At 64.7% G+C, this 15,271-nt stretch carries 10 protein-coding genes and 1 riboswitch; of the genes, 4 read left to right on the top strand and 6 right to left on the bottom strand.

The annotated features are described in order from the left end of the window. Positions 1-128 precede the first annotated feature (128 nt). Both ACB033_RS14120 and ACB033_RS14115 read left to right on the top strand, forming a co-directional pair. Entirely contained in the window at positions 129-998 is an 870-nt protein-coding gene (locus ACB033_RS14120) for a phosphoribulokinase (RefSeq protein ID WP_019840217.1), read from the top strand. A 15-nt stretch (positions 999-1,013) separates the two neighbouring features. After that, entirely contained in the window at positions 1,014-1,547 is a 534-nt protein-coding gene (locus tag ACB033_RS14115) for a DUF4136 domain-containing protein (RefSeq protein WP_010634906.1), read from the top strand. A 62-nt stretch (positions 1,548-1,609) separates the two neighbouring features. On the opposite strand, the gene ACB033_RS14110 is transcribed toward ACB033_RS14115, so the two are convergent. Then, positions 1,610-1,906: an MliC family protein gene (locus tag ACB033_RS14110; RefSeq protein ID WP_017763891.1), complete on the bottom strand. Its 297-nt coding sequence runs from the start codon at positions 1,904-1,906 to the stop codon at positions 1,610-1,612. 49 nt (positions 1,907-1,955) lie between these two features. Next, the gene (locus ACB033_RS14105; protein WP_005304045.1) at positions 1,956-2,360 is read right to left on the bottom strand and encodes an OsmC family protein; all 405 of its coding nucleotides are present in this window, start codon (positions 2,358-2,360) and stop codon (positions 1,956-1,958) included. A gap of 311 nt (positions 2,361-2,671) precedes the next feature. Between ACB033_RS14105 and crp the strand changes: the two genes are divergently transcribed. Continuing rightward, positions 2,672-3,310 carry a cAMP-activated global transcriptional regulator CRP gene (gene crp, locus ACB033_RS14100; protein ID WP_005304048.1) on the top strand — a complete coding sequence of 213 codons (639 nt, stop codon included), beginning with the start codon at positions 2,672-2,674 and terminating at the stop codon, positions 3,308-3,310. A gap of 126 nt (positions 3,311-3,436) precedes the next feature. After that, positions 3,437-4,237 (top strand): putative RNA methyltransferase, encoded by an 801-nt coding sequence (locus ACB033_RS14095; RefSeq protein WP_005304051.1) that lies wholly within the window; start codon positions 3,437-3,439, stop codon positions 4,235-4,237. Positions 4,238-4,296: 59 nt separating this feature from the next. Here the strand turns inward: ACB033_RS14095 and ACB033_RS14090 are convergent, their stop codons facing one another. The 4 genes from ACB033_RS14090 to ACB033_RS14075 all read right to left on the bottom strand — a co-directional run bounded on the left by ACB033_RS14090 (position 4,297) and on the right by ACB033_RS14075 (position 15,224). Beyond that, the gene (locus tag ACB033_RS14090; RefSeq protein WP_338325301.1) at positions 4,297-6,219 is read right to left on the bottom strand and encodes a glycoside hydrolase family 19 protein; all 1,923 of its coding nucleotides are present in this window, start codon (positions 6,217-6,219) and stop codon (positions 4,297-4,299) included. Between the two features lie 75 nt (positions 6,220-6,294). After that, positions 6,295-8,673, bottom strand: coding sequence for a M66 family metalloprotease (locus tag ACB033_RS14085; RefSeq protein ID WP_139725270.1), 2,379 nt, complete (start codon positions 8,671-8,673; stop codon positions 6,295-6,297). Between the two features lie 68 nt (positions 8,674-8,741). Continuing rightward, positions 8,742-11,351 (bottom strand): glycosyl hydrolase family 18 protein, encoded by a 2,610-nt coding sequence (locus ACB033_RS14080; protein WP_139725268.1) that lies wholly within the window; start codon positions 11,349-11,351, stop codon positions 8,742-8,744. 110 nt (positions 11,352-11,461) lie between these two features. Beyond that, positions 11,462-11,549, bottom strand: a riboswitch (cyclic di-GMP riboswitch). Positions 11,550-11,723: 174 nt separating this feature from the next. After that, positions 11,724-15,224: a PAS domain-containing hybrid sensor histidine kinase/response regulator gene (locus ACB033_RS14075; RefSeq protein ID WP_017787710.1), complete on the bottom strand. Its 3,501-nt coding sequence runs from the start codon at positions 15,222-15,224 to the stop codon at positions 11,724-11,726. Positions 15,225-15,271 lie beyond the last annotated feature (47 nt).

The raw sequence follows: 15,271 nt of genomic DNA, 5'->3' as shown, positions 1-15,271 counted from the left end.
CTTTTTTCGTCTGCCGCCGATGCTGGCACGCCAGCGAAGCAGTTGCGCGGCGGTACTGTCAGACCGCACACTTGACCGTACTCGGAACATGCCCTTATAACGGAAACTCCCAAGGAAGAGAGAATTCTATGTCGGCCAAGCATCCCATCATTGCGGTTACCGGTTCGTCCGGTGCCGGCACCTCCACCTCCACCATCGCCTTTCGCTCCATGTTTCATCAGCTCGGATATCAGGCGGCCGTGGTGGAAGGGGACAGTTTTCACCGCTACACCCGCCCGGAAATGGACGTGGCGATCCGCAAGGCGCGCGAACAGGGGCGCCACATCAGCTATTTCGGACCCGAGGCGAATGACTTCGGCCTGCTGGAGAGCTTCTTCCAGGAGTACGGCCAGAACGGTAGCGGCCAGTATCGGCGCTACCTGCACAGCTTCGACGAGGCGGTGCCCTTCAACCAGATGCCGGGCACCTTCACCCCCTGGCAAAACCTGCCAAACGACACCGACCTGCTGTTCTACGAGGGGCTGCACGGCGGCGTGGTCACCGAGGAACACAACGTGGCCCGCCACGTGGACTTTCTCATCGGGGTGGTGCCCATCGTCAACCTGGAGTGGATCCAGAAGCTCATTCGCGACACCTCGGAGCGCGGCCATTCCCGCGAGGCGGTAACCGACTCCATCGTCCGCTCCATGGATGATTACATCAACTTCATCACCCCCCAGTTCTCCCGCACCCACATCAACTTCCAGCGGGTGCCGACGGTGGACACCTCCAACCCCTTCAGCGCCAAGGTGATCCCGAGCCTGGACGAGAGTATGCTGGTGATACGGTTTCGCGGCATCAAGCAGGTGGACTTCCCCTACCTGTTGTCGATGATCGACGGGTCCTTCATGTCGCGGATGAACACCATAGTGGTGCCGGGCGGCAAGATGGGCTTCGCAATGGAGCTGATCCTGCGCCCGCTGATCCAGCAGCTGCTCGAAACCGGCAAGATCACCTGAGCCAAGGAGCTGACGATGCGGTTAGCATTTATCTCTGTGGGATTGGCCGCCCTGCTGGGCGGCTGCAGCAGCGGCCCCGCTGCACCGACCCTGGAGGCGGGCACCATGGTGGTGCGCCCGGCGGCCAGCTGGCCGTTCGGGGCGACACCGCGCTATGCGCTGGCCGAGCAGTTCCAGTATGCCGGCGACAGCGCCGAGGGCTGGCTGGAGCCGGTCCAGCAGGCGGTCAACCAGGCGCTGGGCAGCAAGGGGTGGCAGAGCGTGCCCCTCGACGAGGCCGACCTCTGGGTCGCCATCGGGGTGGCCGGCAGCAAGGATCTGAGCGACGGCGAGATCTTCGCCCGCCTTGGCATGACGCCGGGGCTGCAGGCCAAGGCCGATGCCCGCAAGGGAACCCTGGCCATCGTGCTGCTCGACCGGCGTACCCAGCAGGCGGTGTGGAGCAGCGCCATCTCCCTGGCCAGCGACGTGGCCATCGCCGAAGGGGATCGCCAGCAGCTGAGCCGGCAGCTGGCCGCCAAGATGCTCGACTCCCTGCCCACCCGCTGATCCCTTCCTTTGAATGCAAAACGGCCTGCATCAAGCAGGCCGTTGCGATCACACCATGACAGTTACTTGCGCTGGCAAGTCAGCAGGGTTACCCCTTTCTGGCTGAGGATGGCCTGCTTCTCCTGGTTCCAGAAGGTGGTGACACCGTCGGAATACTTGGCACCGGACTCCGCCTCGACCCGGCCCAGCTTGTGGTAGACGCCGGCATAGGGGAACTGCACCATGTCGGCCTGGGCGTCATAGGTCACGGCCAGCATCTCTTCACCACACTGGTACTGGCTGAACTGGTATTGGGTCGGCTGCGGCATGCTGCAGGCCGCCAGTCCCAGCAGGGGGAGCAACACTATCATTTTTTTCATTGCACTTTCCTTATGTCATGGCGTTATTCGATCGGAATAATCACGGCTATCAGGCTTCAACAATTTGATAACTATGGGTAATTTCTACCGCTTTTTCCAACATCAGGGAAACTGAACAATATTTTTCCATCGACAGATCCACCGCGCGGGCCACCTGTTTCTCGGCCAGCCCCTTGCCGGTCACCACGAAGTTGAGGTGGATCTTCTCGAACACCCGCGGTACCGAGTCAGCCCGCTCTCCGGCCAGCTCCACATGACAGGCGGTCACGGATTGACGCGCCTTCTCCAGAATGGAGACCACATCAATTGAGCTGCAACCACCCACCGCCAGCAGGATCATCTCCATCGGGCTGGCACCCTCGCCGGGGTTGGCGCCGTCCAGGATCACCTGGTGACCGGACTCACTCTCGCCCACAAACTTCATGCCTTCCACCCAGCTGACCTTGGCTTTCATTTCACTTTTCCTCTTGATGACGACAGATCTGACCGACATAGCATACCCCAGACGGCGCGACAGCGGCACATATCCGCCATTTTCACGAACTTCCGGGCTAACTAGATCAAAATCAACATCTGATGCCCCCAGCTTCCTTACAATGGCGAACGGAGCGCAGCAGGGGTTGCAAGGGGAGCTGGCAAAAGCCCTCAAAGCCTTGTCAGCACAGACAAAGGCTCTTATCCTACTGCGACTAATACAAGGAATGGCAAGGTTGGCAGCTTGCCCGGACGCACGAGTCCATAAAAAGACACTACAGAGGAATTCTCATGGTCATTGGCAAACCGCAAAGCGATCCCACCCTGGAATGGTTCTTGTCGCACTGCCACATTCATAAGTATCCCGCCAAGAGCACCCTGATCCACGCGGGTGAGAAGGCGGAAACCCTCTACTACATCGTCAAGGGCACTGTGGCCGTCTTGATCAAGGACGATGAAGGCAAGGAGATGATCCTCTCCTATCTGAACCAGGGCGACTTCCTGGGCGAGATGGGCATGTTCGAGGAGAACGAGAATCCCGAGCGTTCCGCCTGGGTGCGTGCCAAAGGCTCCTGCGAAGTGGCCGAGATCTCCTACAAGAAGTTCCGCCAGCTGATCCAGGTCAACCCGGAAATCCTGATGCGCCTCTCCGGCCAGATGGCCAAGCGGCTGCAGCACACCAGCCAGAAGGTCGGCAACCTCGCCTTTCTGGACGTGACCGGCCGGATCGCCCAGACCCTGCTGAACCTGGCCAAACAGCCGGATGCCATGACACACCCGGACGGCATGCAGATCAAGATCACCCGTCAGGAGATAGGCCAGATCGTCGGCTGCTCCCGCGAGACCGTCGGCCGGATCCTCAAGATGCTCGAAGAGCAGGAGCTGATCTCCGCCCACGGCAAGACCATAGTGGTGTTCGGCACCCGCTGATCCCCGCTACTGGCGGCCCCGCACTGGGCCGCCGGATAAAGAAGGCTGCCACGGCAGCCTTTTCTGATCGCCTCCCCTATAATCCCGAACGCCCCTGCCAGCACGGCTTTCGCCAAGAGAGATCCTATGCACCTTCAATGCCCCATTTGCCGCAGCCCCCTTCAACTGCATGACGCCTCCAAGGGGCGCTACTGCGCCAACAAGCACCACTTCGATCCCGCCCCGGAAGGCTATCTTGATCTCATCCCCGGCAAGAAGAATCCCAAGGACAGCGACAGCCGCGCCCTGATGCGCGCCAAGCGTCACTTCCTGGAGCAGGGCCACCAACTGCCGCTGGTCGAGGCGATGGCCAGCCTGCTCGCCCCCCTCGAACCACGCGAGCTGATCCACCTGGGCTGTGGCGAGGGTTACTACTGCCGCGCCCTGGCCGAACGGCTGCCGGGCTGGCAGTTTGCCGGCGTCGACATCGCCAAGAACACCATCTTCGCCGCCAACAAAGCGCAGCCGGAGGGTCAGTTCGTCATCGCCGATCCGGCCCGTGCCCCCATCATGCCGGGCACGGCCCAGCTGCTGCTGGTCAACGATCTCAAGGTCAAGACCGAGCTGCTGGTCAACTGGCTGGCACCGGGCGGCTATCTGCTCTACCTGCAGCCGGGGCCACGCCACCAGTGGCAGCTGAGGGTCAGCCTCAACCCGGTCAGCATGGAGCACCCGCTGAGCTGGCCGAGCCTGGCCGGCCTCGACCCCATGGGTCAGCTACGCTGCCAGTTCAGCATGCAGATGGATCAGGGCCTGCGCGAGCACATTCTGGAGACCAGCCGCCTCGGCTGGCGTGCCAGCGGCGAGCAGCGCCACGCCTTCACCCACCAGGGGCCGGACGCGCTGGAGCAGGATCTGCTGCTGAGCCTGTGGCAAAAGCCGCTGTAAGCGCATTCATCCCATGAAAAAAGGCCCTGACGGGCCTTTTTTATTGCGCGGAGATGTCGTTACAGCTTGATCCAGGCATCGCTCCAGGCCGTGCCCTTGCCGGGCTCGTAGGCCCAGGCCGCGCCGGCACACCAGCCGGTGTAGGGATGGGGTTTGCACTGGTAGTTGCCCCCCAGGTTGCTCACCTTGTCACCGGCTTTGTAGGCAGTACCCTCCTTGTAAGGCGGATTGCCATCCGGCGGCGTGGTGCCGCCGCTGCCCTTGATCAGGATCTCGTGGGTGGCGCTGCGGCTCAGCCCCTTGTCGTCGGTCACCTTGAGCACGAAGCCGTAGCGGGTGTCGCTGGCCGGGGTCGGCGGCAGGGTGGCACTCAGGGTGGACTGGGTCAGATCCGAGGCGCTGGCCCCGGCCGGCAGGGTCCAGGCGTAGCTGAGGGGCTTGCCTTCCGGATCGCTCGAGCCCTGGCCGGAGAGCAGCACGGTAGCGCCGCCCAGCGCCTCGCTCGGGCCGCTGATGCTGGCCACCGGCGGCAGGTTGGTGCCACCGCCGTTGTCCTCGATCACCACCTCGGGGAAGAAGTGCTGTACGCAGCGGCTGTAGTCACGCTCCTTGAAAGCGCTGAAACGGGTCTGGTAGCCCACCAGCTTGCAGGCGTAGCTCTTGCCGCCGTTGGGGTTGCCAGGCACATAGCTCCAGTCGTTCTCCCAGTAGATGGGCAGGGCGCCGGCACCGGCCTCGTCAAAGACCTTCATGTTCTTGCAGCCGAGTACCTCGTCGGCGGGCACCGGCACCCCCAGATACTGGGCCTGGGCCTGGTAGTAGGTGATGCGGTTCTGGGACTGGGCATGTTCGGCCACACCGCCACACTCCACCCCGCCGTTGATGATCTGGGTGGTCACCCCGAAGCCCGGCACCAGGCCGTTCTGCCGATCGTGGGCATTGGGCTGCCAAGTGCCGTCAACCACGTGCAGCATGGAGGGCTTGGGCGGCTGCGGATAGACGAAGAAGAAGACGGCGCTGGCCAGGTTGAGCCAGGTGTCTGCCACTTTCTCCGGGTTGTCCAGCAGGGTGCGCACAGTACCGAACATGGCCTCGGAGAAGGGGCCGTAGTTGTAGTTGTACGACAGCTGCTTGGCACCGCGACCGAAGTAGCTCTTGAACTCGCCGTTGTCGAACTTGCCACACGGCCACTGCTGACCCTGCCACACCTCGGGGTTGCACTCGGCGTTGTAGCCGCCGCGCATCTGCTCGGTCCAGCCCATCTCCCGCACCCACACCAGCCCCTGGCGCCACTCGGGCTCGGGTCGCCAGTTCTCGTGGCCGCCGGTCTCCTGGGCGAAGTGGGCGAACATGGTGGCCAGCGACTTGCGGCAGATGGCCTCGGCGTTGCGCCCGTCGCTGTAGTCACCACAGAAGGCCGGGAACTTGGCCACCGCCTGCAGGAAGCCGCGATAGGTGTACTCCGGCGCCCGCAGCGGGAACAGGAAGTTGAACTGCGACTCGCTGAGCAACCCCTCCACCCGTTTGACGTTGGCGGGGTTGAGCGGCAGACCGGGGGCCACCGCCTCGACCACGGCATTGTCGCGGGTGGCGATGGAGGCCTTGACCGCCGTCATGGCCGGGAAGTCGGTGAGCGCCTGCTCCTTGGCATCCAGCTCGCTCTGGCTCAGGTAGACGGTGCTGCCGTCGGCGGCGCCGCTGCCTCCCTGCGCGGGCGGAGTGACCCCCTCTCCGCCGCTGGGGGGCGTCACCTCACCCTCCCCCATCAGCGCCCACGGCGAGTCCCACTCGTTGGCCACCTGCACCCCCGGGCTCTGGCCCGGATTGGCGTACCACTTGGCCTCGTAGATCTGGCCGTTGAAGCTGACCTGGCTGCCGCCGGCATAGCCCTGATTGATGTCATAAGGGGTGGCGGCCCACAACTGGCCACTCAGACAGAGCGCGGCCAGCAGGGTGGCCACAGAGGACTTTCTTGTCATCATATTTACCTCTTGCTAGAGAAGGGCGGGGCTTGGCCCCCGCCCGTGGCACCTCGCGTTGCGCGAGGCGAAAAGGGATCAGCGCGTCGCCAACGGCATGCCGTTGACCGTGTAGCCGAGCCCGGCCGGGGCAGCCGCAAGCTGGGCCTCGGCCTGTGACTGGTTGCGGCACAGCACGCTGGCACTGCGCGGCTCGCTCGCGGTCGGCACGTTGACGTGGAACTTGTTCATCACGCTGGCGTTCAGCCTGTGGTTGGCCAGCTTGAAGCGCAGCAGACCGTCGCGGGTCTCCACCTGCAGCTGGCAGTCGCTGTTGCCGAGCCGCTCGCCGTCATCGCCATAGGCAAAACCGTAGGCGCCGTGCAGCGCCGGGTAGAGGTAGCTCGGCAGCTGACCCTGCGGGTCGTAGTAGCCGACCAGGGTGGTCACCGGCACGCCGAAGGCGGCGGGCTTGCGATCTACCGCCAGATCCGCCGGCGCCCCCTCGTTCCAGCGGCTGCCGTCGGAGGTGTAGCTCTTCTTGAAGCCGCGCGAGACGGTGATCTGCTGACCGTTGATGAAGAGGGTGCTGTTGTAGCCGGCATTGTGGTCGATGCTGACGATGCGGCCGCGATTGACCGCCGAGGCCGCCGGCAGCTGGATGTTGCGGGTCCAGTTGCCATCCCACATGGCCACCTTGACCAGATCGTACTCGGCCAGCAGGGCGGCCAGCCTGACCTCACCCAGGTCGCTCACCGGCGCGGTGATCTGCTCGGCGAGAGTGACCCGGTGGCGGTAGGGCTCCATCTTCGCCTGGCTTTCGTTCCACTTGCTGAAGCCGGTGGGCGAGCTGGCGTCAAACACCGCCTTGCTCTCGAGGAAGCGCTGGATGATTGCCGCCGAGTTGGGGGTGTAGAGGGTGAAGCGGTTGAAGCCGGAGAGCGGCTCGCCGCCGGCCATGGCGTCGAAGCCGAACTTGCGGCCATCAAACGGGGCCTGGCACTGGCCGTCCAGGCAGGCGCTCTGGCCGCTGCGGCTCGCAAAGAAGTTGGGGATGAAGCGGTTCTTGTCGCCATCCCAGCCCCAGGTGGCGTTGATCTGGTCGGCGCTGCGGTGCACCGAGCCGGCAAAGCCGCCCACGTAGTGGCCGAGGCCGTAGTTGTGGCCCACCTCGTGGCTGAACTCGTTGCCAAGGGAGGCGTCCAGGGTGACGATGCCGCCCCCGCCGGAGCCGCCATGCACCTGCACCCCGTTGGCGTACTTGCCGCGGCTGTTGTGGGCCGCCAACTGGGCCACCACGTAGGGGTGGCTGCTCTCCCCCTCCCCGGCGGTGCTGTTGATGCCGTAGTTGGCGTTGTCGATGCCAAGGGAGACCAGCTCCTTGCCGATGCGCTGGCGCATGGTGCCGGTGTGCCAGCCCCCCTCGCTCGGATCAAAGTCGGTGAGCAGGGTGCCATCGGGCAGCATCACTTCCGGCAGCGCCAGCGGCGCATACTGGCTGACGACGAGGCGGCTGGCGGGAATGGTCTGGAAGTACTCCCGCTGGGCCTCTTTATCTTTGGCAAAGGCGAACTGGTCGCGCGGGCTGGTCAGCATGCCGATGTCGATGGTGTGAATGAGCAGCTCCCCCGGCGCCCCCACCTTGAGGTCGCTCAGCTCGCCGCTCAGATCCCCCTGGCTCAGGCGCAGGGTGAGGCCGGGCATGATCCACTCGGCCGGCAGCACGGCGCTCCAGGCGTCGCTCGCATAGGTGATGCCGTTGTTTTCCAGCTCGCCATCGCGGATCCACTGGCCGCGCACGAACTTGAACTGCTGGCTCTGGCCGCGGGAGAGGGTCACCTGACGGCCGCTGAAGTAGACGGTGGAGTTGTAACCGGCATTGGAGGAAAGGCGCACCATCTTGCCCTCCAGGCTCGCATCGCGGGGCAAGAAGATGTCGCGCACCCAGCGGCCGTCTGCGGTCTGGATGGTGACCAGGGCATGGGGCTGCAACTTGCCGAGCAGGAAGGCGCCGCTCGGATCGCTCAGCCTGGCCAGCTCGCTGCTGCTGTTGATGACGGTACTGGTGCCGGGGCCCGGGGTGAAGTCGACCCCCTCCTCCGGCGTTCCTTCTAGGTAGTAGGCGGTCTTGGGCAGGCGGGAAGGCGGCTCCAGCGTGAGGCTGCCGAGCAGCTTGCCGGCGCCGTCGCGGGCCTCGAGCGCCAGCGGCGCCTCGTTGCCGGTCTGCAGCGGGCGCACCAGCAGCAGGCTCTTGCGCAGGGCGGTGAGACGGGGCTGGTTGTCACCCTCCCGCGGATGGGCGGGCAGGATTTGGCTCTGGGCAAACTGGACCCCGGCCTGCAGCGATCCCTGCAGATCGTTCTGCGGCCGGGTGGTGTCAAAGACCAGTGGCGTGGGTGGCTGAACGGCGGCCAGCAGCGGGCCGCTTGCCAGGGCTGCGCCGATCAGGCAGGCAAGACGTGTGGTGCATGTGGTCATGGTGGTGCTCTTTTGTTGTTATGGGGGAAAAGGAGGGGCATGTCCTGCATGCCCCTGTGGATGGTGAATTACTTGCAGCTGGCGGCGCCGATGTCCTGCCAGACGTCGTGCTTGCCTGGCTCGTTGCCGCGGGTCCAGTACTGGGCCTTCCACTGGCGACCGTTGTGGCTGGTCACGTCACCTGCGTTGTAGGCAACATTGGCATCCCAACCCAGCTGCACCTGGCTTATCAGCTTCCACTGATCGGCGGTGCGGCTCGGCTCATTGCCCTGGGTCCAGTATTTGGCCTGCCATACCAGCTGGTTGTGGCTCACCTTCTCGCCACCGTTGTAGGTGGTCGCGGCTTTCCAGGCCGGCCAGTTGGCGGCATCCGGATCGGTGGCGTTGCAGTCGCCACCACCGCTGACCGGAGTCACGGTGAGGCGGGTAGCGGCCTGGGCATCCAGTGCGCCGTCGGTCACGGTGACGGTGAGGTCATAGCCGGTCTCCACGGTTACGCTGGGGCCGGTCACTACCAGGGTCTTGCTGTTCTGGCCGCTGGCGGTGAGCCCGGCCGGCACGCTCCACTGATAGCTCAGGGTATCGCCGTTGGGATCGCTGGCGTTGGCGGTGATGCTCACCTGCTTGCCGGCCTGCACCGAGACCTTGTCCTGCACGGTAACGACCGGCGGCAGGTTGGGCTGTGGCGCCTTGTTGGTCACCACCACCTGATCCTTGGCGCTGAGGTTGTGGTCATCGGTCACGGTCAGTTCGAACACCAGGTTGACGTCCTGGCTCACTGCATCGACGGCTACCTTGGCCTTGGCCTGGGTGGCGTCGCTCAGGGTTGCCTTGGGACCGGAGATCTGGGCCCAGCTGTAGCTCAGTACCGCCCCCTCCGGATCGCGGGAGGAGGAACCGTCCAGCACCAGCTCGGCCGGGCCGGTCACCGCGAGATCGGTGCCGGCATTGGCCACCGGCGGCTTGTTGACCGGCGGTGTGCTATCGCCGTGGCCCAGCCCCTCGTGCATGGCGTTGAGAATGTCACCGTTGTCGGCGTCGATTTCCCAGGCGAACATGCCGCCGAGCTGGTTGGCCAGCACGTACTGCCCCTTGGCCTTGACCGAGCGCTCGTCATCGAAGGTGATGAGCTCGCCGGTGGCAGCCTTGAACACGGACGGTGCCTCGGCCACTTCGTCATAGCTGTACTGCCAGTCGCCGGCCATCTTGCTCTTGGCGATGCCGCGGTAATCGATGACCCCCTTCTCCCAGATCCCTTCCGCTTCGGTGCCCGCAATCGGGCCGGTGGCGGTGCCGGTGAAGGGGTTGTTGCCCTGATACCCGCTGACGCCGGTCCAGCCGCGGCCATACATGGCGGCCCCCACCACCACCTTGCCGGGCTCGACGCCCTGACCCAGCAGCGCCTTGACCCCCTTGTCGGTGGTGTACTTGGTGTTGGGATCCCAGCTCGACTCGTAGAGCGCGGTCTGGTGACCCAGCCCGGTGTTGGTCCAGGCGCCGTTGAAGTCGTAGCTCATCAGGAAGATGTGATTCATGTATTGCTGGGCGGCGCGATAGTCCACCTTGGCAATCTTGTCGCCGCCGGCACTGATGGCGGAGGTGAGCTCATAGGTGCGGCCCGTCTCTGCGCTCAGCTCGTCGAGCATGGCGCGCAGCTCCTTCATCAGCAGCACGTAGGTCTCGCCATCGGAGGGGCTGCCGAGGTTGGGGTTGGCCCCGAGGCCGCCCGGGAATTCCCAGTCGATGTCCACCCCGTCGAAGAATTTCCAGGTCTGCAGGAACTCCTTCACCGACACGACGAAGGTGTCGCGCTTGGCCTTGTCACCGAAGAAGAAGAAGGGGTCGGAGAGAGTCCAGCCACCGATGGAGGGGAGGATCTTCAGGTCCGGATAGGCCTTCTTGAGCGCCATCAGGTTGCCGAAGTTGCCCTTGTAGGGTTCGTCATAGGCTGTGAGGTTGCCCTGCCCCATCTGGATGGCGGCCCAGGGATCGTGGATGGAGACCTTGAAGTCCTCGCGGCCGGCACAGGAGCGCTGCAGCGCCTCGAAGCTGCCGGAGATCTCTTTGAGGCTGTCGTTGATGCCGTTGCCACCGCAGATCGGGGTGAAGCCGTAGAGGATGTGGGTCAGGTTCTGGGCCGGGATCTTGTCCACGGTGAACTTGCGACCATAGACCCCCCACTCCACGTAGTAGGCCCCCATCACCTTGCCGGTCTTGTTGACGTAGGGCTTGTTGTTCTCCTTGAGCGGCGCCTTGAGCGGCAACAGGTGGCTGCCGTCGGTGTCGGCCACCAGGATCTCTTTCTTGTCGGAGAGGGTGCAGCCGTCGGCGTTGCACAGGGCCACCTGCATCTGGTAGCGGCCCCCCTGGGTGACCTTGAAGTTGGCGGTGCCGGAGGCGGACGCAGCGCCGGACCACACCTCCTTGCCGTCGAGCAGCACCTTGGCGGTCTGGCCGACATCACCGGACCAGAGGTTCCAGCTCACGCTGACCGGGGCACCATCCTTGTGAACCGTCACCAGCTTGTTGTAGGAGGTGGCGGCCTGGTCCACTTCGACGATGGCGAACTTGGTTTCGCCCCAGCCGATGGTGGGTTTGCCGGGGGCGGCAGCGAAGGCGGAGGAGGCGCAGAGCCCCCCGACGATCAGTGCCAGTACGGAGGGTTTTGGACTTAACATAGTTGAATATCCTTATTTCGTTCTTGGAATAGATAACGAAAAAGGCAACGCAACCTGACAGGTAACGCAGACAACATCGCACCATGGCTTGGCCCATGGACGAAACAACCTGTGGTGGCCCCGCTATCCTAGGTACCGCTGACCCTTAGACCGGAAGCTTTGCGTCCCGGACTTTCGTCCGGTTTGCCTTTTGCACAACTTGATTTGCGATAAAAATAATCGCGACCTGACTATAAGGGAGTCAAAGGAGAGAGGGCAAACCCCTGATTGATTATTAATAAGTCACTTTTTACCGATTTTGAGCCTCAAACGAGAAGAAAAGGCACATTTCCGGGTCGGAAAGTGCCGATCTTGCCACTTGGGGGCTGCCGATTAAAAATCGGACGAATTCCCGGATTCGTGATCACCATCAAGTTTGGCCGGCCGCAAGATGCTGTTCATCAGCGCCCGCAGCTTGAGGGGTTTGACCGGTTTGCTGATGTAGCCGTAGCCGTGTTCCCGGATCTGTGCCTGCAGCTCGCTCTTGCGATCCGCGCTGATGATGATGCCGCCGATGTGGTTGCCGTGAGCGAGGCGCAGCATGTGCAGCGCCTGCAATCCGGTCTTGCCGTCGTCCAGATGGTAATCGGAGAGCACCAGCTGCGGCAGGAAGCCGCCGGCGATGAGATCCTCTGCCTGGGCCTGGCTCTGGGCGCACACCACCTCGCAGCCCCAGCGCCCCAGCAGTGACTGCATGGCGATCAGGATATCGCTCTCGTTGTCGATGCAGAGCACCCGGATCCCCTCCAGTTGGCTGTCGCGCTGGGCAGGGGCCGCCACCTGCGTCGTTGCGACAGGACGGGTCGCCAGGTTGAGGGTGACGGCAAACACCGAGCCCGCCCCCGGCCAGCTGCGCAGGGTCAGGTTGTGGCCGAGCACCAGGGCGATGCCGCGAGCGATGGCAAGGCCGAGCCCCAGCCCCTGCTCCCGCGCGGTGCGGGAGTGATCGAGGCGGGAGAACTCGTCGAAGATCGCCTCCTGCTTGTCGGCCGGAATGCCGGGGCCGTTGTCCCACACCTCGATGCGCACCTTGTCGCCGAGCCGGCGACAGCCGAGCAGCACCCGCCCCCCCGGGTTGTAGCGAAAGGCGTTGGTGAGGAAGTTTTGCAGCACCCGCCGCAGCAGGCGCACGTCGCTGTAGACCGCAAGGCTGCTCTCCACCACCGAGAACTGGATCTCCCCCGCCTGGGCCAGCACCCCGAACTCCGCCTTGAGGTTGTCGAACACGTCGCGCAGGGCAAAATCCAGCTTCTTGGCCTTGAACTTGCCCGCCTCGAGGCGCGAGATGTCGAGCAGATCGGTGATGAGATCCTCGGTCGCCCCCAACGCATCGTCGATGTGGCGGGCGATGCGGGCCGGCTCGTCCGCCGGCGGCAGCATCTCCAGCAGGGAGGAGGTGAACAGCTTGGCGGCGTTGAGGGGCTGGGTCAGATCGTGGCTCACCGCCGCCAGGAAGCGGCTCTTGGAGTGGTTGGCCCGCTCCACCTGCTGGTTCACCAACAGCAGCTGACGGTTGAGCTCGGAGAGCTCGTGGGTGCGCTCGGCCACCCGCGCCTCCAGGTGTTCGTTGGCCTCGCGCAGCACCCGCTCGGCGTCGCGAAACGGGGTGATGTCGGTAAAGGTCATCACGAAGCCGCCCGCCGGCATGGGGTTGCCCTGCATCTCGATCACCCGGCCATCGGGGCGCTCACGGGCCGAGATGTGCTGACTGCCCCGCTGCATGAAGGCGACCCGCCGCGCCACCTGAGCCTCCACATCGCCGGGGCCGCACAGCCCCTGCTGGGCGTTGTAGCGAATGATCTCCTCGATGGGGCGGCCCACCTGGATGAGGCCGGGGGGATAGTGGAACAGCTCGATGTAACGCCGGTTCCAGGCCACCAGCTTGAGTTCCCGGTCCACCACCGAGATCCCCTGCCCCATGTGTTCGATGGCCCCCTGCAGCAGGCCGCGGTTGAAGCGAAACACGTCGGAGGCCTCGTCCACTATGGTGGCGATCTCTTCGAGCTGCATGTTACGCCCCTGCAGGGCCGAGGCCAGCACCAGCCGCGCGGACGAGGTGCCGAACACCCCGGCCAGCAGCCGCTCGGTGTGGGCGATGAGCTCGGCAGAGGCCTGCATCTGGGGCGCCAGGGTACCGCCCCGCTCGCCAGCGAAGCGGCCGAAGGCGCGCTTGACCCGGCTCGAGCCGACGAAGCGGGCCGCCAGCATCTCCAGCTCCTTGACCGAGACCCGCGCCTGATAGAGCGCAGTGGTATCGCGGCTCGGCTTGCCGACGAAGTTGGCCGCCTGCAGCCGCTCGCTCACCGCCGGGCGGGAGAGCAGGGAGCCCGCCACATAGCCGACCAGGTTGAGCAACAGGCTCAGGAAGATGCACCAGGCCCCCAGGCTCAAGTCGCGTACCGCGGGCCAGTCGGGCGGCGCCAGCAGGGTCGCCAGCGGCGAGCCGGCCAGCAGGCCGCTCTCCGCCAGCAGGGTGGCGAACCAGAGGCTGACCCCGAGGGCGAGGCCGAGATATACCCCCTTGCGATTGCCGTGCCGCCAGTAGAGGCCGAGCAGCAGGGCTGGTGCGAACTGGGCCACCGCACCGAACGACAGGTAGCCGATGCGCGACAGGCTGGTGAGATCCCCGAGCCAGAGGTAGAGCCCCCAGGCTGCCAGCAGGATCAGCAGGATGGCGCCGCGGCGCACCTGCAGCAGCAGGCGCACCAGCCGCTCGTCCCGCCCCTGCTGCCAGAAGCGGCGCAGCAGCACCGGCAGCACCAGATCGTTGCTGACCATGATGGCCAGCGCTATGGTGCAGACGATCACCATGCCGGTGGCCGCCGAGGTGCCGCCGAGAAACGCCAGCAGCGCCATGCCGTCGAACCCGAGCGACATGGGGAGGCTGATCACATAGGTATCCGAGGCCATGCCGGCCCCCACCCACTGCTTGCCCGCCAGCGCCAGCGGCCAGATAAAGAGCCCCATCATGAACAGGTAGAGCGGGAACAACCAGCGCGCCCAGTGCAGATCCTGGCCCTGGTTGTTCTCCACCACGGTCACGTGAAACTGGCGCGGCAGGCAGATGACGGCGCACATGGCCACCAGGGTGTAGATGGCGAGCTCCAGCAGGCTGCCCGGCGTCACCGCCACCACCGCATCGAGAAAATCGCTGGCCACCAGGGTGCGGGCCTGGCTCGGCTTGCTGAGGATGAGCCAGAGCGCGAAGCTCCCCACCGCCATGAAGGCGAGCAGCTTGACCACGGATTCGAAGGCGATGGCCACCACCATGCCGCGGTGGTGCTCGGTGGCATCCAGGTGGCGGGTGCCGAACAGTATGCTGAACAGGGCCAGCAGCAGGGCCACCCCGAGGGCCAGCCCGGCGGTATTGCCGGTGGGGCCGGCGGGCACAGGGTTGGCCATCAGCAGATCCAGCCCGGTGACGATGGCTTTGAGCTGCAGCACCAGGTACGGAAGTATGCCCATGATGGCGATCAGCGCGATCACCATGGCCAGGCGCTGGGACTTGCCGTAACGGGCGGCGATGAAGTCGGCGATGGAGGTGATGTGTTCGCGCTTGGCCACCAGGATGAGGCGGGCCAGCAGTCGCCAGCCGAACAGGAACACCAGCATGGGCCCCAGGTAGATGGGCACCGGCGACCAGGGCGACTCGCTGGCCTGGCCCACCGTGCCGAAGAAGGTCCAGGAGGTGCAGTAGACCGCCAGCGACAGGCTGTAGAGCAGGGGCTGGCCCTGGAGGCGACGCCGTTTGTTCTTGTCCGCCACGTAGGCGATCAGAAACAGCAGCCCCAGGTAGGAGAGCGACAATCCGATCAGCAACCATCCCTGGTGCATCTGTAACCTCTTGTCAGTGTTGAAGATTCAAGCGCAGCAGCAGCCAG

The sequence above is a fragment of the Aeromonas sp. S15(2024) genome (genome assembly GCF_041402265.1).
Classification (GTDB): domain Bacteria; phylum Pseudomonadota; class Gammaproteobacteria; order Enterobacterales; family Aeromonadaceae; genus Aeromonas; species Aeromonas dhakensis.
Note: the sequence above shows the minus strand (reverse complement) of the source record. Positions and strands in the feature narration are given on the sequence as shown.